This is a genomic window from Spongiimicrobium salis (genome assembly GCF_043678055.1).
GTDB lineage: Bacteria > Bacteroidota > Bacteroidia > Flavobacteriales > Flavobacteriaceae > Spongiimicrobium > Spongiimicrobium salis.
On record NZ_JBHEQA010000005.1, the window covers coordinates 1 to 19,115 of the forward strand.

A 19,115-nucleotide genomic window follows, 5' to 3' on the forward strand; every position below is an offset into this window, starting at 1 on the left:
AGTACGATCTTGGCAGCGGCGGACAACCAGCAACTGACCTTGGCGGCAGGAAATATCCTGACCCTTGAGGACGGAGGCACGGTGAACCTGACGCCCTTCTTGGACAATACCGATAACCAGAACCTTACTGGTGCAACCTTAAATGGTAGCAACGAACTGCAGATAGATATCGAAAGTGGTAGTTCGGCAACAGTAGATTTATCTAGTTTAGAAGAATCTGCGGATATTACGACAAATGCCGTAAACCTTGCAAACCATATCGCAGCTGACGGCGATTTATCCGATACCAATGAAATACAAAATTTAAGTCTCGTTGGCAATGATTTATCAATCTCCGGAGGAAACACGGTAACCTTACCGAGCAATACGAATATCTATACAGATGATGGTACTTTGGCAGCATCCAGAACATTGACAGGAGGAAATAATTCCCTGACTTTTACCAATATTAATGCTTTGCAATTTTCCAGTACTACCGCACAGTTTTTTAGCACAGGAGCATTCCAATTGGGATCTACGGGTGGAGTTACTCAAATTTCTGGCGCTACTGGAATTCAATTACAAGATAATACTACGGTACAGGGCAATTTAAATGTAACAGGAACTTATGGGGATAGTAGTGGTGATGTTGGAACTTCTGGACAAATATTGAGTTCCACGGCAACTGGCACCAATTGGATCGATATTCCTGTTGACGATGACCAAACGGCATCGGAAGTAAATTCGGATACTCCGGTTGATGTAGATGGTGACGGAACAACAGAAGATACCGTTGAAGATGTTATTCAGGATATTGCGCCTATAGTATCTAAAGCAGCGCGAATCTTTTATCCGCCATCCATAGCGGTAGATGCATCTACCAATGGAACATTTACGATTGATCTGCATGCACAGTATGTGGCACAGTACGGTACACCGACTGTAGGAAGTGCTGGAGCACCTGCGGCAGTCCCAACCTATGCAGCGGATGAATTGTACTATTATGTGACTTTTGCCGATCCTACGGTTTTTGATACAACCTCTACTTCGGGGCCTACACAAATGACCATAGATGCGGATGGCATGTTAACCTACACCATTATTGGACAACCTGCCGATTTCAATGCATTGATCAATGTAGTTTTCGTCGTAAAATAAATACTAATATAACGGACCGACCCAAATTTTGAAACCAAAGAATAGACATCAATTTTTATACACTTTTTTCCTAGCACTATTGCTTGGGACAGCTGTAGGGAATGCGCAGTTTTTATTGCAAGCGCCCAATAGCGGTGATGAAAATAACTATAGATGGTTCGAAGCTTCGGATACAACTACGGTCTTGAGTACTGATTTTTTCTATGAAGCAACAAGACCAGGGGTCTATTTTGCCACCTATGATGGTACCCTATGTGGTTCTAATGCCACGGGGTATTTTATCTTGACCGATTGTACTACACCAGATAATGAAGTTACATTAGATATTTCGGCAAGTGTAGGAGCAACAGCTACAGTGAGTTGGAGTCCCGCTGTTACTGGAGATCCCTTGCGTCCTTTGGTTATTGCCTCACAAAGTGTTGTACGATATACGGCTACGGTCACTAAAGCAGGAAATTCAACAAGCTTGCCAAATTTTACAGTAGTTTGTATGGCGCAAGCCGCAATTTTGGAAGATGATGTGGTCACAGTAGACGAAGATACTTCAGTGGTCGTGCCTATTTATGATAATGATAGCAATTTGCCATCAACAGGTACTTTAACGACTACAGACCCTGCGAACGGAACGGTCACCATAGACGATAATGGAACCCCAAATGACCCCACAGATGATATTGTGACCTATACCCCTGATCCGGATTATAATGGACCCGATTCTTTTGATTATACGGTATGTAATTCCTTTGGGGATTGTAGTACGGCAACCGTGAATATTGATGTGCTTCCTATTGTAGATGCCATTGATGATATGGTGGCTACCAATCAAGATCAGACCATTACCATAGATGTATTGGCCAACGATAATGATATTCCCACCCTTGGGACAATGACGGCAACCGATCCGGCAAACGGAACGGTGACCATAGATGATAATGGAACTCCAAATGATCCTTCGGACGATACCATAATTTATACTCCAGATCCTGGTTTTTCAGGAACGGATAGCTTCACCTATACCCTATGTGATGACCTTGGAAACTGCAGTACTGCCACAGTAACCGTTGTGGTAAATCCTCCGGGAGTAGACTTGGATAGTGATGATGATGGCATCGTAGATACTTTGGAAGATCTTAACCTAGATGGGGATGGAGATCCTTCTACAGATCCAACAGATTCTGATGGAGATGGTATTCCGGATTATTTGGATATCGATAGTGACGATGATGGTGTACCGGATAATGTGGAAGCACAGACTACGGCAGATTATATCCCTCCAAGTGGTGTTGATGCCAATGGAAATGGATTGGACGATGCTTATGAGACGAATGGTGAAGTTGGAATTTTCCCCATAGATACCGATGGGGACAACTTACCTGATTATCTAGATGAAGATAGTGATAATGACGGAGTACCCGATAATATTGAAGCGCATGATCACGATCACGATGGTGTGCCAGATGTAACCTATATAGGTTCGGACAAAGACAATGATGGATTGGATGATGGATATGAAGGCGATACGTCTATTGATATCGATGTGAATGACGAAATAGATGATCCTTTCAATGATTTGCCAAATACGGATGAAGATGAAGAATCGGATTATAGGGATACCGATGACGATGATGACGGTATTGAAACTGTGGATGAAGATTCCAATGGCGATGGAAATTTTGCCAACGATGATGTGAATAGTAATGGTACTCCCGATTATTTGGAAAGCGATTTAGATCCGAATGCCGATGAAGTTGAAATTTTCAACGTGATTACACCAAATGGGGATGGTATCCATGATGTCTTGACCATTAGAGGCTTAGAGGATTTCCCGAACAATACCATCAACATATACAATAGATGGGGCGTATTGGTGTATTCTACTCGAGCATATAACACCCAAGGTAATGTCTTTGACGGTACTTCAACAGGAAGGGTTACTGTAAATCGAGACAATAAATTACCTGTAGGAACCTATTTCTATATTCTTAATTATGAAGATGCGACAGGAACAATGAAATCGCTTTCGGGCTATATATACATAAATAGATAATGCAGATGCAGATGGCTCATAAACACATAAAAATCATAAAATTAACCGGATTAAGGATACTTTTTTTAAGTATCTTCTTTACGGCAGGCCTTTATGCACAACAAGATGCACAATACACCCAATACATGTATAATACGGTAAGCGTAAACCCGGCCTATGCAGGTTCTAGGGGAAATATAAGTATTGGGGCATTGCACCGTTCACAATGGGTTGGCCTGGATGGGGCTCCCAAGACACAAACCTTTAATATTCATTCTCCCATTGGTTATCGGGGTGTAGGGCTGGGATTTTCTATTGTAAATGATGTTATTGGGCCTACATCGGAAACCAATTTTGATATTGACTTTTCGTATACCATATACCTTTCCACCAAGAATAAATTGAGTTTTGGTTTAAAAGGAAGTGCCAATTTATTGGATATTCGTTTTTCAGAATTGAATCAGGATTTTACCAACCCCAACGGTCCTGATCCCACATTGCAATTTGATATTCAAAATAGATTGTCCCCTAACGTAGGTGCTGGTGTATATCTCCATAATGAAAAGTTTTATGCAGGCCTTTCCGTACCCCGGTTTTTAGAAACATCCCATTTTGATGAATCATCCTTATCCACGGCCAAAGAGCAAATGAATCTCTATTTTATTACAGGCTATGTTTTTGAACTTAATCCACTACTAAAGTTCAAACCTACATTGTTGACCAAAGCTGTTCAAGGAGCACCCTTACAAGTTGATGTATCGGCAAACTTTCTCATAAGGGAAAAGTTTGTTGCAGGGCTTGCCTATCGATGGGATGCAGCCTTAAGTGCCATGGCAGGTTTTCAAGTATCCAACGAATTTTTAATTGGAATTGCTTACGACAAAGAGACTACGGAGTTGGGAGCTGCACGCTTTAATGACGGGTCTTTTGAAGTTATCTTGCGCTATGACTTTGCGCGTGTCATAGGTAATATCAAAACGCCGCGCTTCTTCTAATAGGGCTAGAGAACAGGAAAATAAAGGTCCTATCCTGTCAAAAGTAAGAAAACATAGATCCAAAATAATTAAAAAAATTCCCTCTTGAATTACGGGGAATACAGGAAAGACCTTATTTTTACTTCATGCAAGAAGAAAAGGTAATATTGGTCAATGAATTTGATGAACAAATAGGGACCATGCCCAAGATGGAGGCTCACGAAAAAGCGGTGTTACATCGTGCTTTTTCCGTTTTTATCCTAAACAAAAATGGAGAAATGATGTTACAGCAGCGAGCAGCACATAAGTATCATTCCCCTTTATTATGGACAAATACTTGTTGTAGTCATCAACGGGAAGGAGAAGATAATATAAGTGCTGGAAAAAGAAGATTGAAGGAAGAAATGGGTTTTGAAACAGAACTTAAAGAACTCTTTTCATTCATTTATAAAGCTCCCTTTGATAATGGTCTTACCGAGCATGAACTAGATCATGTAATGGTCGGAAATTATGAGGAAGCTCCCTTGATCAATACAGAAGAAGTTGCTGCTTGGAAATGGATGATGCCCGAAGCAGTCCAAGAAGATATCGCAAAACACCCACAGCGGTATACGGCATGGTTTAAAATTATCTTTGAGAAATTCTATAACCATCTTATTGAAGAAAAATCGCTATGAGAGTCAAAGTTAGCAGAAAGGCACACTTCAATGCGGCACATCGGTTATATCGATCAGATTGGAGCTTCGAAGAAAATGATCGTATGTTTGGGAAGTGCAATAATCCCAATTTTCATGGACATAATTATGAACTGATTGTCAGCGTAACGGGAGAGATAGATCCTGAGACAGGATTTGTGATGGATATGAAAGTGTTAAAAGACCTCATTAAAAAAGAGGTAGAGGAAGTTTTGGACCACAAGAACCTCAATATGGAGGTTCCTATATTCAAAACAAAGAATCCTACAGCAGAGAATATTGCTGTGTTTATCTGGGATACCTTGAGACCCCATATCACAAAGGATAAAGAATTGGAGGTCGTACTTTATGAAACAGCGCGGAATTTTGTAACCTATACCGGATGATCTTTGGTATGGGCTTAATAAATGTGTTGTTTCTGAATTAAAAACCGACTAAAACTAAACGTATGAATATATACCCTCTAAAGTTTCATCCCATTTTAAAGGAAAGACTCTGGGGTGGAGTAAAATTAAAAGAAGTCTTAGGCAAATCAATTTCTTCAGATATTACTGGGGAAAGTTGGGAGCTTTCTGGAGTTGCGGGAGATGTATCTATTGTGGCCAATGGAGCATTTGCGGGAACTTCTTTGCAAAGCTTGATGGATCAACATGCCGAAGCCCTTTTGGGGAAGAATGTTGTAGATCGATTTGGAAAAGAATTCCCTATCCTAATTAAATTCATAGATGCAAAAAAAGATTTGTCCATTCAACTTCATCCAAATGATGAATTGGCCAAATTGCGTCATGATTCCTTCGGGAAAACAGAAATGTGGTATATCATGGACGCCGATGATGATGCTAATCTTATTGTGGGCTTTAATAAAGATGTGAGCAAAGAAGAATATACAGAAAGTCTTGAAAATGATAGGTTGCTGGAATTGTTGAATTATGAAAAGGTGAAAGAAGGCGATACTTTTTTTATCAATACTGGAAAAATACATGCGATAGGCGCGGGTGTTTTATTGGCAGAAATACAACAAACTTCAGATATCACCTATCGTGTGTTTGATTTTAACCGAAGGGATAAAGAGGGGAATTTAAGGGAATTACATACTGATTTAGCCTTAGATGCTATCGACTACACAAAAAAGGATGATTTCGTCGTAGCCTATGACAAGAAACCTGATGCCATAAATACTATGGTAACCTGTCCTTATTTTAAAACCAATTATATAACCCTAACAGAAACCTTGGAAATAGACGTTTCTGAAAGGGACGCATTTACGATATATATGTGTGTTGGAGGAGAAGTAGAGGTGATTAATGATTTTGGGAAGGCAAGCATCCAAAAAGGGGAGACCGTCTTGCTGCCAGCCATATCAAAGCGTATTAGCTTGCGAACTTCTGGGGCTAAAATTTTAGAAGTAACTATTTAAAAATAATAAGATTCCTAGAATCAAAATCGAAACAAATAGGAAGGATATGGGCAAAAAGTGTATTTTTGCAAAAAAAATAATCGATGGCAAATATTAGAGATTTAAAGAAAGATATCAATTTTGTTTTAGGAGATATCATTGAGGCTGTTTTTTTATGGGAATCGGCTACGAAGAATAAAAATTCAAAAGAGGGCTCAGCCATTATTGACAATGCCATTAAAATTTTTGATACACTTATTGAAAAAGTAAATCAGAAGAATGTAGAGAACAAGAAGCAACATTTTAATGGGATACGAGCGGAATTGGAAAAGGAGGCTACGGCATTAATTGAAAAATTAAATGGATTGACGGCCTAAGATAAAATCGAGATTTTAATAAAAAAAGCATCCCTAAGAGGATGCTTTTTTTATGCTATTATTTACTGTGCCGCTCTCATTTTTTTGAGATGTTCCTCCAATGCCTTTCCATATTTTGCCGCAACAACATTAGGGTCTAAGGAATTATAAATAGAATCTAAATAGGTGATATTGGCATCAGGTATATCCTTGATGGCAATATAAGGTGCAAGATGGGAATCTGTATGGAATAGTGCAAAATTAATGGCATACCGATACTTCGCTACCGTATTGGCATCACTTGCTTTTTGTAAGGAGTCTATAGCCGCTGGATTTTTTTGAAGTATAGTATCCATGGAAGCGGACATATAGCCAAAACTCTTTTTATTGAATTCAGTCATGATTTCTTGATACTCTTCCCACAATTTTTGTGTTTTGGAGCCTTCAATTTTTGCATTGGTATCAAAAGTATTCCAAGCAGAATTAATGGTCAGCTGACCCGGTTCACCAAAGAAGGGAATACGATCATTGATAGCATTATTATCTTTTTTACTCAGATATAGATAAAAAACTTCGGGAGTGGTTATTTCTGTTTTAAAAACAAAATTGGCATCCCCATCTATTTTGATAGAATCTAAAGTTACAAGTATCGTATCGGGTACATGTTGTAAGTATAGCGTCCCTTCTTTCAACCCTTTGATATTTCCACTAACGGTCATTGTATTCGCCGTATCTCCACTACAGGCAATAAAAAATGCACTAAGGAGGCCTACAAATAAAATTTTCTTCATGCTAAACATTTAATCGCGCAAATATGCATAAAATTTTGGGTTCTTTACCCTATTTAGGGTCAAAAAATAATATCCTAAGTAAAGAGGTCTTAGGGCATTGCAGAAGCAATTTCCATAAGATAAGCGCACAATAATGCGCCTCCAGTCCCTACTACATAACCAAAAACGGCCAGTAATACCCCCACAGAAGTCAAAGAAGAATGGAATTCGGCAGCAACCACGGGCGCCGAGGCGGCACCTCCAACATTTGCTTGACTACCAACGGCCAAAAAGAAATATGGGGCGCGGATCAATTTGGCCATGAGTATTAACAAACCAGCATGGATACTGATCCAAATAAGACCTATCACAAGCAGTCCGGGATTTTCGGTAACTTGTCTTAAATCCATTTGAATTCCTATGGTAGCTACAAGAATATAAACAAACATTCTCCCCAATTTACTGGCCCCTGCGCCTTCATAATTTTTCGCTTTGGTAAAAGAAAGGGCTATTCCTGCTATAGTAGCAATAATGACCAACCAAAAAAATCCCGATCCCAGAAAGGATAAAAAACTCTTCTTATTGGCAACAACTTCAAAATTTTCGGTGAGATATGTACTGATATTGGAACCAAAAAAATGAGCCAGACCTACCGCAGTAAAGGCAAAAAAGAACAACATCATATAATCGTTCAAGCTAGGGACCCGAGTTATCTTTTCCGTAAATGTGGAGACTTTCTGTTTTAGGGCTTCAATAGAAGAAGCATCTGCATTTAACCAACGATCGATTCTTTTCGTTTTTCCAACACCCAATAAAATAATGGCCATCCAGATATTGGCCACCACAATATCAACAAGGACCATGGCACCAAACTTATCTTTATTGTATTGAAAAATCTCCAGCATGGCAGCTTGATTTGCACTTCCTCCGATCCAACTGCCGGCAATGGTCGATAGTCCACGCCACACCGCATCAAAATCGGCTCCTCCAACAGTCTCCGGAGAAAATATAGACACAATCAAAATGGCCAAGGGCCCTCCTATAATAATTCCAATACTTCCGGTAAGGAACATGATCAGCGCTTTGGAACCCAAACTCGCGATGGCCTTTAAATCAATACTAAGTGTCATCAGAACCAAGGCAGCAGGTAATAGGTACCTGCTCACCACATAATACACATTAGAACTATGTTCCACAATTTCCCCCGATTCACTTACCGTTTCCCATTCATGACCTATGATACCGGAAGAAGCCAATATGGCAGGTAATAAATAACACATCAATACCCCAGGAACAATACCATAGAATTTTTTCCAAAAACCTGTTTTTATGGAAGAAGTAAAGAAAATAAAGCCAAGGCACAAGGCCAATAAACCAAAAATAATAGCATCGTCTGTTATCAATGGTTCAGGTTTAATATGGGTAGTGTCGATCATGGAAAAAGAATTACATCAATTCCAAATATAATCAAATTCAAAGATGTTCCTGTATAAAATGGGCAACTCCGTCTTCGGTATTTTTTAAAGTAGTATAATTTGCTATTTGCTTTACCTCTTCCCGGGCATTTCCCATAGCAACCCCGCAGCTGGCATGGGTTAACATTTCTATGTCGTTATAATTATCTCCAAAGGCGATAACATCGTTCATAGAGGTTTTGGGGGGCAATACTTTTAAGATGGCAGAATGCTTTGAAATTGCTTTGGGAGCAACTTCTATTAAAGTGTCATTGGATCGGTAAAACTGCAAGGAATTGAGGGTGAGCCGAAGTTTTTCGAAGACCTCGTCCATAGCCAATTTGGTACCCATTAGCATGATTTTATGAGCGCCAATATCCCTTTTTTTCCAATGATTTAAGGTTGTAGTTGTTGATTCATATATGGGGTTGGCCCTCGTATGGCGAATTTCCTTTTGAACGCGTTCGGAAGTCGTAGGGACATACCATTCTTCTTTGTAATACAATCCTAAATGAATGCCATAGGTTTTAGCCAAAATCTGGATTTCTTCGATATCAGATATGGGAATGGTTACCGATAAGATTTCCTGACTTCCTTTTAAAATGAGTGCGCCATTATAACAAATAATAGGTTCTTCCAAGATGTCCAAGCGCTTCTGCAAATAGATTATGGATTGTGGCATGCGTGCCGACACGAGAATAATGGAAGTAGATGACTTTATTCTGGAGATTTGGGATATGGTAACTTCGGATACATCATCCTTTGTGGTGAGCAGGGTACCATCCAAATCGGAACAAAGTAGGCGATATTTCATCTTATATATTTAACCAGTAGGTCAATTTTAGGTTTATGGACCGATTCCTAGGTTGAAAATTGTCCACAAAGTAATTGTCATTATATACGATGAACAAATCAGATAAAGGAGCGAAACGCCATTGTATCCTGGAGTTAATACCAAGATTATCACTTTGGTCGCTAAACTGCACGAGAGTGGACCAAAAAAGTGTTTTGCTGAACGTAATATCCGCTCGGGGACTGATCAACCAAATATCGCCACTTGCAAAAGGTTCTGGTAACTCAATACGGTTATAATTGATGTTCATGGATAAGAAAACCTTAGGTTGTACGCGCAAATTGGCATTCGCTCGTAAAGAATAACGATACCCGTTAAAAAATTCCCCAGCAGTTGGGTTTAAGGTATACGAAAATAATTTCCTTCGGTCGGATTGATAACGTAACTGAAACTCCGTATAATTGTATCCAACATCTGCAGGCAAGGGAGTTGCCCCTTCGGTTCCTGTAGGATCAAAAGTGCCAGTTAAAAAGGTATACCTGTATGAGATTCCTGCATTCAATTGGGATTGATCGTTGAATCGTGCATTCCACCCAAGGCGAACATTGCGATCCGTATTTTGAAAATCTAATCCGGGACGCCATGTAATCACTGGGAAAAGCTCAATACTATGACGGTTAAGAGCTCCTTTTTCGGGCCAAAATTGACGCTCAAAACCTAAAAGTCCTGTGACGATATCAGTTCTTCGAATGAATCCTAGGTCTGATCTAAAATCTTCCCCAACGTAGACCCAATCCGTAAATACGTTCAATTTTCTGGAATTATAACGTAGGTTTACTCCAGATGACAACTCTTTGCCAAAAGGACGGTCTGCAGATTGAAAAGACTTATGGGTATAGAATTTCCCATTCCAGGTATTATCCTCCGAGGCAAGGTTATAATCGATTCCCACAACTCTATTGTAGCGATCTTCGGGCGTAACCAGTTCGCTATCGTCAAAAGATTGACGATTGACGAATAGTACACCAATATTGGAACGCGAGAACACTTTCTTTTGAAGGGCAACAACAGTATTGTTGTTCGAGGGAATTCCGTTCTCAGCGTCTTCCTCCGTTTGAATGTTTAAGAGACCCAGTCGAATATCATTGGTTAATTTTCCACTTAAGCGTGCCCCTGCCACAATTCTATTTTCAATGGAATTCCCATCGCGGTCTCTTGCTATTCCAATGCGCCTGGAAAAGAAAGGATTGGCATCCCTACCTCCTCCAAAGCCTCCAAAAAGATCACTGTTATCTATAAAAAACTGTCGTCTTTCAGGAAGGGAAACCTCAAATCGGGTAAGATTTACGATGACATTATCTACCTCTACATTCGAAAAATCTGGATTTATGGTAACGTCTAAATTGAGACTATTCCCAATTCCAATTTTAGCATCGCCACCAACTTTAAAATCAGAATTACTTTCATCCAAAACAAAATCGCGTTGTGAAAGCGTATTGATATAAGGGATTATAGCAAGAGGTGTACGTGATTTTTTTAAAGGTCTTTCAAATACCATATCTCCCATAAAGGCCATATTGAAAATAGGCTGATTTTGTGGAATCCTTACCCAAGTGCTCTGTTCGTTGGATTGGGTGTCAAAACGATAGGTATTGAACCTCCATTTAGTCTCTCCTTCCCTAAATTTAAAAGAACTAAGGGGGATGATCATTTCAGAGGTATAATACCCATCGTAAATTTTTGAATTTCCTCGCCATTTTACATCCCAGGCAAAATTAAAATCCCGTCCACCATTGGAGCCTCCCCCAGAAAGCAAACCTTCACGGCGTACACCATAAGGATTGGTGCCAAAGATGAAGGCATTGGTACCATCATTGAAAGTGTCAAAAAGTAAGGTGATATTGTCACTATTTCCCGCTCTAAAATCCCTGCGCAAAGATTCTATGGCATAATCCTGGCCAGCAGTATACACCTTTAAGCCCACATAAAGGTTTTTGTCATCAAATAGCATTTTGATTTCTGTCTGCTGTTTTGCCTGAATAGAATCTATTGGAAAATATTCCCAAAAACTATTGGCGGCTTCAGCGGTTTCCCAAACAGCCTCGTTTAAATCTCCGTCACCAACAATAACATCGGATATATATTTAACAACAAATTTCTTGTCTTCATTTTGTCCAAAAAGCGTGATGGAAAAAAGTAAAAAGACAATAGAAGAAAGGGTTTTAGTCATTAGGTTTTACAGAATTAATCCGCGCAAATTTAAGTGATTATGTCGTTAAAAAAATCCCAATTTTTTTAAGGAACACTATTGTTTTTTCTGATGGTTTTTATTTTTATGATATACTTTGTGAATACTACAGCTCATATCTATAGTTTGTTATCCCTGTTGAAATGAAAATGCGTAATGGATTTTAACACTTATTTCGGGGAGACTATTTTTTTACGCTACAGCAGAGATTGCTCTTTTCAATTAAATATATAAGGCGTAATGTGAATTTAACCTCCATTCTCTATTTTTGAAAAAAATTAAACATCATGAAACGGATTACCCTTCTTGCATTTTTTATGGTCCAATTTACATTTGGCAACGCCATTATATGGTCCAAAACGGGACATAGAACTGTGGGCGAAGTAGCACAGCAACACCTTAAAGGAAGGGCAAAAAGGGCTATTAAGAAAATATTGAAGGGAGAAAGCCTGGCTTTAGTATCTACGTTTGCCGATGAGATAAAGGCGGATCGTAGTTATTCGCATTTTAGTCCATGGCATTATGTAAATTTTCCTGCAGATAAAAAATACACGGATGTTTCTCCGAGTCCAAAAGGAGATCTTATCACAGGAATTAGAAAATGCATAGCGATCATAAAGGACAAAAATAGTAGTGATGCGGATAAAAACTTTTATTTGAAGATGTTGGTGCATTTAGTGGGAGACCTGCATCAACCCCTACACGCAGGTCAAGCCGAGGATAAGGGAGGAAACGACATTCAATTGCAATGGTTTGGAGAAGGAACCAACCTACACCGTTTATGGGATAGTAACCTTATAAATTCCTTTGGTATGGGGTATACGGAGTTGGCCAAAAATCTGCCTCCCGTAAAAAAAAGGGAACGGAAAAAAATTCAATCTGGATCTATTTTAACTTGGGTTCAGGAATCCAAACTATTAGCAAACGAACTGTATAAATCTGTTGAGATTGGAGAGGAAGTAGGGTACCAATACAGTTATAAATATACTGATCTTGTACGCAGTCAATTACAAAAAGGTGGTTTGCGGCTTGCAAAAATATTGAATGATCTTTTTTAAAAATGCCTTTAAAGGATAACGCGAAAGGTAAGGTTGATACGCTCCTTTACCGGTTTTGCAGTTTTTGGGATTTGGTGTAACCAATGGTGCTGTGTACTTCCTTGCATGAGCAATAAACTGCCGTGTTCCAATAGCAATTTAAACTTCAAGTGCGGCTGTTTTTTATGTTTTAGTTTAAAGAAACGTTCTTCCCCAAGACTTACGGAAGCAATAATAGGGTTAGTTCCCAATGCTTTTTCATCATCGGCATGCCAACCGTTGCTGTCCTGTCCATTTCGGTACAGATTCAGTAAACAAGTGGTAAATAGCGCGGGGCTTACGGTTTCAATTTTCCGCTTAATAGTCAACAAACTTGGTGTAAATGCATGCGGATTCATGATAATATTGGAATAGGAATAGGGTTTCCCATTACTACTGTACAAGGCGGTTAACCTAGGTTGAGGATAGGTCTTCCCAAAAACGGTAATGTCATCTTGTTGCCAGGGCGTTTGGCCTTTTATTTCCAAAAATAGGGAATCAGCTTCCTGTTGTGAAAAAAAAGCGGGATAGTAATCAATAGTGGCATCAGGAAGATCAAGAGAAATGGGGTTATGGGGAAAAATAGTCATTATTTTAATATTGTTTTAAGCTGATTTCTATATTCAGAGGGATTCTGTCCAGTAAACGCTTTAAAGAGTTTGTTAAAATGGGAAAAGTTATTGAACCCACTTTCATAACAAACTTCGGTAATGCTCATTGGTTTTTCGGCCAGCAATTTTGAGGCATGTACCAAGCGATATTCGTTGACAAACTTAGTAAAAGTCTTATGGGTCATTTTCTTAAAATAACGACAAAAAGAAGGTACGGTCATACTGACCAGGTCCGCTATGAACTCTAAGGGGATTTCTTGCTTAAAGTTGGCTTTAACGTAATTAAAAATAATATTGATGCGGTCATTATCTTTAATTTCTGTTTCCATGGAAAAGCCTTCAGCATTCAACACCTTGAACTCTTGGGAGCTTCCCAACTCATTTAGGATATTGAGAATGGATAAAAGTCGTTGAAAATCGGTTTGATCTTCCAGAACCTCCATTTTTTTCCCAATCTCTTCTTTGGATTTTCCATAAAAGGCAACCCCTCCTTTGGAAATTTCAAAGAGGTTTTGGATTTTTTTCATTTCCGGAATACCAAAAAAATCACTTCCTAGAAAATCCTGTTTCATTTGCACTACGGTTTCGCTTTTATTTCCGGTAAGGCTATCCGTAAAACCACAGTGAGGTAGGTTGGAACCAATTAGGATAAGATCGCCATTGGTGTAATAGGATACGTGACTTCCGATTTGACGTTTTCCCGTCCCTCCATTGACATAAACCAATTCTATCTCTGGATGATAGTGCCACACATCATTATTGTTCACTTTGCTCTTCCCGAATTTTTGATAGGTAAATGAGTATCCAAAATCAGGAGCGATCGCTTCAAATGTAGGTTTTTGCTTTTTCATTGTTCTTTTTGGGTTTATGGAATAAAATTAAAAAGACCCCAACAATTATATCTTTACAAAATTAACCAAAATCTATGCTATTTTAACCCATTGTTATAAGTGAAAGGTAAAGCAGGATAAAATAGCATATAAATTGGGTAATGGACTAGTAGTATCACCTTACATAAGTGTATAATTTTGACCTGTAAATCGTTAGTATTCACTTAAATCAAAAAACTATGAAAACAACATTGAAATTTACGGCAATTTTAGCCTTGGTATTATGTGCAAATTTGGGCTATGCAAGCAATGCTAAGCATACACTGGTAACGGACAACGACACAAAAAGTATCGTTTTTCAATTAGATGCGTCCAATGAAGAAATGAACATTAGACTTACCGATGAACAAGGAAATGTTATTTATTCAGAGTCCGTTGAAGATCAGAAGAATTATATAAAGAAATTCGATTTGACCAATCTCGAGAATGGACGTTACTTTTTTAAGACCGATAATGCCTTGAAAACCGTAACCTATAGCTTGGATATTAATAAGCAAGCGGTAACCATTCTGGATAAAAAAGAGGTAGCAAAGCCAGTGTTTAACGAAAGAGCAAATGTTTTATATATGAATCTTTTAAATCAAACTGGCGAAAAAGTAAAAATGGAATTGGTAGATCAGGCGAATAGAACCATTTTTGAAGAAACGTTAACAGATCAGTTTCTAGTGGGAAAAGCATTTAATTTTGAAAATGCGTTTAAAGGAACCTATACCTTGATGGTTAAAACCAGTAAAGGTGTATATTACCACGAAGTACGTATAAAATAAAGTATGCATAGAAGATGCAAAAAGGGGCCATATTAAATGGCCCCTTTTTTATTTTTGTAGTGAACTTATCCAAGTATCGATTTTTGCTTCCAGTAAAGCAAGGGGAACACATCCGGTCTCCAAAACTTGATTGTGGAATTCTCGGATATCGAAGGTTTCACCTAAAGCTTTTTCAGCGCGCGCACGCAACTCACGGATTTTTAGCTGTCCTATTTTATAAGAAAGTGCCTGTCCCGGATTGGCCATATATCGTTCTATTTCTGAAATGATACTGGCTTCCGATTCCGCTTCATTGTCCAAAGAATATTGAATGGCTTTTTCCCGAGACCAGCCTTTAGCATGTAAACCTGTATCTACGACCAAGCGAATGGCTCTATGCATTTCTGCACCCAACATGCCAAAATATTGGTAGGGGTCTTCATATAGGCCTAATTCTGTGCCAAGAGATTCCGTATATAAGGCCCAACCTTCCCCATAGGCACTATACCAAAGGCTTTTCCTGAATTTGGGAAGGTCTTTATTCTCTTGGGTCAGCGAAATCTGAAAATGATGGCCGGGTATGGCTTCGTGCAAAAACAAATCCTCATCGGAGTACATATTATAGGCATTTACATTAGGAATGGGGACATAAAAGATACCGGGACGCGTGCCATCCAAGGAACCAGGATTGTATTCTGCACTGGCAGATGCTTCACGGAATGCCTCTGTACGCCTTACTTCAAAAGGAGTAATAGGCTTCTTGTCGAACAATTTTTCAATCTGTGGTTTCATTTTTTCATGGATGGCATTGAAATTGGCAATGACTTCCTGAGGGTCTTTAAAAGGCATCAATTCTTTTTTCTGACGTACGTGATTAAAAAAGGCCTTCAAATCTCCCTTAAAACCTACTTGTTCCTTAACTTTTTCCATTTCGGATGAAATCCTTGCCACCTCTTGTAGTCCCAAGTCGTGAATTTCATCCGCTGTCATGGTAGTGGTGGTATACTCTTTTATGGAATGCGCATAATATGCTTTTCCGTCTGGGATTCCTTCAATACCACTAGAACTCCTTCCGGCACTGAGGTAATCTGTATTCATAAAGTCGTGTAATTGTTGGTATGCAGGAACAATTTTTTCGATGATAATACGGCTGTACGCTTCTTGTAGCGTCTTTTTATCCTCGGCGCTGAAGCCTTCGGGCATTGTCTTGATCGGGCTGTAAAAAAGATGGTCATCCAAGCTTTTTGTGGTTAGGGCTGCAAGTTGGGGAATTACCTTTCGGATTAAGGATTTAGGAAGCACGTAGCCTTGTTGCATACCTTCCCGCATGCGTTCTTCAGCAGATTTCATCCATCCGAGATACGCTTCCAGACGAACCAACCAATTTTTGTAATCCTGTACGGTTTTAAACGGTTGTGCACTGGTACCTCCTGCCCACTGTCCAATGTTCAATTGTAAGGTCCACATCTGATCTATTGGAAAAAAATCTTCCCTAAAATTACTTTTCTCCAAATAAATATCGCATTCCCATAACAATATGGCCTTACTCATTTGCTCATCTTCGGACAACGAACTATCCTCAAACGCATTCAACTTATTTTTATAATTGGTATAAAAGGCTTTTTCCCGTTTTTGAAAAGCATCGGTGAGGGGATTGGGTAAAAGATCATTATACCTATCATCGCCTTGCGCGGTCGCGTTCATAGGATACAATTTTAAACTTTCTTCATAGTAGTTGTCCAATAGCATGCCAAAGGAGGCATTGTCCGCGGTAACAGATCCAACTTTTTCCGCATCTTTAGCGGATTCTTTACAGGCAAAAAGGCACAATAATAGAAGTAGGGATAGTGGTTTCTTCATTTGAATTTGAATTTTACTCAGTGGAATATTCTTTTTCTGAAAATTACTGTTTTATTTTTTTTAGGTCTTCTTGATGGCTTTGGGGCAGTGCGGTATTGGTGCGGGCAAGAGCCAAAGTTTCGGGGTCTTTTACCCTTTGGTACAAGAATTGAAAGTACTGTTTTACAGTTAATTCATTTTCCGAAACTTCTACGAGTTCAAAAGTATCTCCTGCGGTAACAGTTCCTTCTTCCAATACCCGTACATAGGTGCCAGGGCAGGCTTTAGCTACAAATTGTCCTAGAATATCCTGATTATTAAAGCGAACTCCTAATTTATAACAAGGCTGTCTTGGCTGCGAAATTTGCACCAAAGCAGTGCCTAATCTATAGATATTGCCAATACGTATTTGGCTTTCGTCCAATCCTTCTACGGTAAGGTTTTCACCCAACATACCCCAGTCCCAATCCAGGTCGGGGTAAAGCGCTTTCCAATACGGATATTGCTCTGCAGAAAAAAGATAGCAGGCTTTATCGACACCTCCGTGATACCTGCGATCTACGACCGAATCTTTTGCAACATCCTCTTTGCCCAGATGTAGCGGTTCCTGTGTTGGGTATTTATAAATTCCTGTTTGCACCTCCTGACCTTTCCATTGAATTGTAGTGGAAGTTCCAATATTTGTAGCGATAACTTTCATGGCATAAAGATAAATAAAGTGTGCTGAAAATAACGATAAGCTTGGATGCAAAATGCATGAAAACCTAAGTCGCAATCTAAGGACCTTTACAATTGTGCTAGCTCTGAATTAAGGTTTTTTTGTAATGTGATGGCGTAGTTCCCGTAACTTTTTTAAAAGCGGAATAAAAAGCACTTTTACTGTGAAAACCTACTTCTAGGCCAATGCCTTCAATGCTGAGGTTATTTAAGTTTTCATCTGCCAAGAGTACTTCTGCTTTTTTTATGCGAAATTGATTCACATAGGTGTTGAAGTTTTGGTGATGGATGCTATTAATGGCAACTGAAATCCTCCTTGGATGTACTTTCAGTTTTTCGGCAATATCAACAATCGTGAGTTCGGTGTGCATAAAACTCTCCGAATTGATCATATAGTCATCCAACTTTTTGATCAGTGCTTTTCTGTTTTCAATGGTCATGGCCGAAGCGCTATTTTCAGATGATGCAGGCTTGTTTTCTACAAACAGAAGCTCCTTTTTTGCGATAATGGAAAGAACATTGCGCTGAACAACACCATGGAAGGATAGCCAATAAATGATGGTGAGGTCAAAAATCAAGTAGAAAATTCTGGAATAGATGTTTTCTGGAAGAGCATAAAATTGTACAATATAGGCGATTGATCCTATTAAGAAGAAAAAAAGAAAAGTTCTCGCCCATCGCATTTCTTTGGATTCCACCATAGAAAAGTAATTGTTCACCTCAATTTTATGCCGATATAAGAGTTTGAGGTTCCAAATGCCAATGGCCCAACTATAAAATATGCCAGAAACAATAAAAAATTGAAACCCTATATGTTCTGTGAGGGAGAGTTTTGTGCCGTATGGTAAAATAAAAATGGCACATTGTATAAAAAAGGCAATAATTCCAGGGTAGAGCACCCAATACTTGGTCTTGTGTTGAGCGAAAACAGATACTTGTTGGGTATAAATAAAAAATACAGGAAAAAGAAGCCAGAAAAAGTTAAAAGGGAGCCTCAGGAAATCGGGATAATAGGAATAAAAATCCAAATCCTTCAGAATTAAAGGGATACGCTGTAATGCAAAGAGTATGAGTAATACACCAAGAAAAAAAGTGCTTTTGTACTTCCTCTTATTTAGAATGATCAATAGTGTGCCTAAGGTCATTCCTTGTACTACGCCAACGGTATCCAACAGTGAGATGAAATTGTAATTGAGTTCCATATTCAGTAGTCAAAATGCACTTCTACAAGATACGATTTTATTGAAGATTACTGAAGTGGGTGAAGGCTAAAATAAAGACTTTTTATGTTTAAAGTTGAGGGCAAAAAGAGGGCTAATATCGTTTTTTGGTGAAACAATTGCTATTTCTCAACGGGCTACTTATTTTTGAAAGGATAAAAGGCAGT

At 38.9% G+C, this 19,115-nt stretch carries 18 protein-coding genes; 9 read left to right on the forward strand and 9 right to left on the reverse strand.

The window, feature by feature from the left end; translation table 11 throughout:
- The 7 genes from ACEXOE_RS18855 to ACEXOE_RS18885 all read left to right on the forward strand — a co-directional run.
- A partial coding sequence (locus ACEXOE_RS18855; RefSeq protein ID WP_394750410.1) for a hypothetical protein occupies positions 1–1,137 on the forward strand: 1,137 nt, incomplete at its 5' end.
- Between the two features lie 79 nt (positions 1,138–1,216).
- A complete protein-coding gene (locus ACEXOE_RS18860) occupies positions 1,217–3,184 on the forward strand; it encodes an Ig-like domain-containing protein (protein ID WP_449619020.1) in 1,968 nt (655 codons plus the stop codon).
- A gap of 11 nt (positions 3,185–3,195) precedes the next feature.
- On the forward strand, positions 3,196–4,158 hold the full coding sequence (locus tag ACEXOE_RS18865; protein WP_394750412.1) for a PorP/SprF family type IX secretion system membrane protein: 963 nt from the start codon (positions 3,196–3,198) through the stop codon (positions 4,156–4,158).
- A 125-nt stretch (positions 4,159–4,283) separates the two neighbouring features.
- A complete protein-coding gene (idi, locus tag ACEXOE_RS18870) occupies positions 4,284–4,814 on the forward strand; it encodes an isopentenyl-diphosphate Delta-isomerase (protein ID WP_394750413.1) in 531 nt (176 codons plus the stop codon).
- Complete coding sequence (locus ACEXOE_RS18875) at positions 4,811–5,218, forward strand: 6-pyruvoyl trahydropterin synthase family protein (RefSeq protein WP_394750414.1); 408 nt, start codon at positions 4,811–4,813, stop codon at positions 5,216–5,218. The genes idi and ACEXOE_RS18875 overlap by 4 nt, the downstream gene beginning before the upstream one ends.
- A gap of 68 nt (positions 5,219–5,286) precedes the next feature.
- Entirely contained in the window at positions 5,287–6,249 is a 963-nt protein-coding gene (locus ACEXOE_RS18880; protein ID WP_394750673.1) for a type I phosphomannose isomerase catalytic subunit, read from the forward strand.
- An 83-nt stretch (positions 6,250–6,332) separates the two neighbouring features.
- Positions 6,333–6,605 carry a hypothetical protein gene (locus tag ACEXOE_RS18885; RefSeq protein WP_394750415.1) on the forward strand — a complete coding sequence of 91 codons (273 nt, stop codon included), beginning with the start codon at positions 6,333–6,335 and terminating at the stop codon, positions 6,603–6,605.
- A gap of 62 nt (positions 6,606–6,667) precedes the next feature.
- On the opposite strand, the gene ACEXOE_RS18890 is transcribed toward ACEXOE_RS18885, so the two are convergent.
- From ACEXOE_RS18890 to ACEXOE_RS18905, 4 genes are all read right to left on the reverse strand, one after another.
- Positions 6,668–7,375 (reverse strand): DUF4369 domain-containing protein, encoded by a 708-nt coding sequence (locus ACEXOE_RS18890; protein WP_394750416.1) that lies wholly within the window; start codon positions 7,373–7,375, stop codon positions 6,668–6,670.
- Positions 7,376–7,464: 89 nt separating this feature from the next.
- Positions 7,465–8,790, reverse strand: a complete 1,326-nt coding sequence (locus tag ACEXOE_RS18895) for a DUF819 family protein (RefSeq protein ID WP_394750417.1) — start codon at positions 8,788–8,790, stop codon at positions 7,465–7,467.
- A 37-nt stretch (positions 8,791–8,827) separates the two neighbouring features.
- The gene (locus ACEXOE_RS18900) at positions 8,828–9,622 is read right to left on the reverse strand and encodes a Cof-type HAD-IIB family hydrolase (protein ID WP_394750418.1); all 795 of its coding nucleotides are present in this window, start codon (positions 9,620–9,622) and stop codon (positions 8,828–8,830) included.
- A 1-nt stretch (position 9,623) separates the two neighbouring features.
- Complete coding sequence (locus ACEXOE_RS18905) at positions 9,624–11,831, reverse strand: DUF5916 domain-containing protein (RefSeq protein ID WP_394750419.1); 2,208 nt, start codon at positions 11,829–11,831, stop codon at positions 9,624–9,626.
- Positions 11,832–12,136: 305 nt separating this feature from the next.
- Here ACEXOE_RS18905 and ACEXOE_RS18910 point away from each other — a divergent pair, with 305 nt between their 5' ends.
- A complete protein-coding gene (locus ACEXOE_RS18910) occupies positions 12,137–12,907 on the forward strand; it encodes a S1/P1 nuclease (protein ID WP_394750420.1) in 771 nt (256 codons plus the stop codon).
- 8 nt (positions 12,908–12,915) lie between these two features.
- Here ACEXOE_RS18910 and ACEXOE_RS18915 read toward each other — a convergent pair whose 3' ends face one another.
- Both ACEXOE_RS18915 and ACEXOE_RS18920 read right to left on the reverse strand, forming a co-directional pair.
- The gene (locus tag ACEXOE_RS18915; protein WP_394750421.1) at positions 12,916–13,515 is read right to left on the reverse strand and encodes an alpha-ketoglutarate-dependent dioxygenase AlkB family protein; all 600 of its coding nucleotides are present in this window, start codon (positions 13,513–13,515) and stop codon (positions 12,916–12,918) included.
- Positions 13,515–14,387: an AraC family transcriptional regulator gene (locus ACEXOE_RS18920; protein WP_394750422.1), complete on the reverse strand. Its 873-nt coding sequence runs from the start codon at positions 14,385–14,387 to the stop codon at positions 13,515–13,517. Before ACEXOE_RS18920 ends, ACEXOE_RS18915 begins: the two co-directional genes overlap by 1 nt.
- Before the next feature lie 218 nt (positions 14,388–14,605).
- On the opposite strand from ACEXOE_RS18920, the gene ACEXOE_RS18925 reads away from it, so the two are divergent.
- Positions 14,606–15,193, forward strand: coding sequence for a hypothetical protein (locus tag ACEXOE_RS18925; protein WP_394750423.1), 588 nt, complete (start codon positions 14,606–14,608; stop codon positions 15,191–15,193).
- 48 nt (positions 15,194–15,241) lie between these two features.
- Here ACEXOE_RS18925 and ACEXOE_RS18930 read toward each other — a convergent pair whose 3' ends face one another.
- The 3 genes from ACEXOE_RS18930 to ACEXOE_RS18940 form a co-directional block, all read right to left on the reverse strand.
- Complete coding sequence (locus tag ACEXOE_RS18930; RefSeq protein WP_394750424.1) at positions 15,242–17,032, reverse strand: DUF885 domain-containing protein; 1,791 nt, start codon at positions 17,030–17,032, stop codon at positions 15,242–15,244.
- Between the two features lie 43 nt (positions 17,033–17,075).
- A complete protein-coding gene (locus ACEXOE_RS18935) occupies positions 17,076–17,711 on the reverse strand; it encodes an MOSC domain-containing protein (RefSeq protein WP_394750425.1) in 636 nt (211 codons plus the stop codon).
- Between the two features lie 97 nt (positions 17,712–17,808).
- Positions 17,809–18,930: a helix-turn-helix domain-containing protein gene (locus tag ACEXOE_RS18940; protein WP_394750426.1), complete on the reverse strand. Its 1,122-nt coding sequence runs from the start codon at positions 18,928–18,930 to the stop codon at positions 17,809–17,811.
- Positions 18,931–19,115 lie beyond the last annotated feature (185 nt).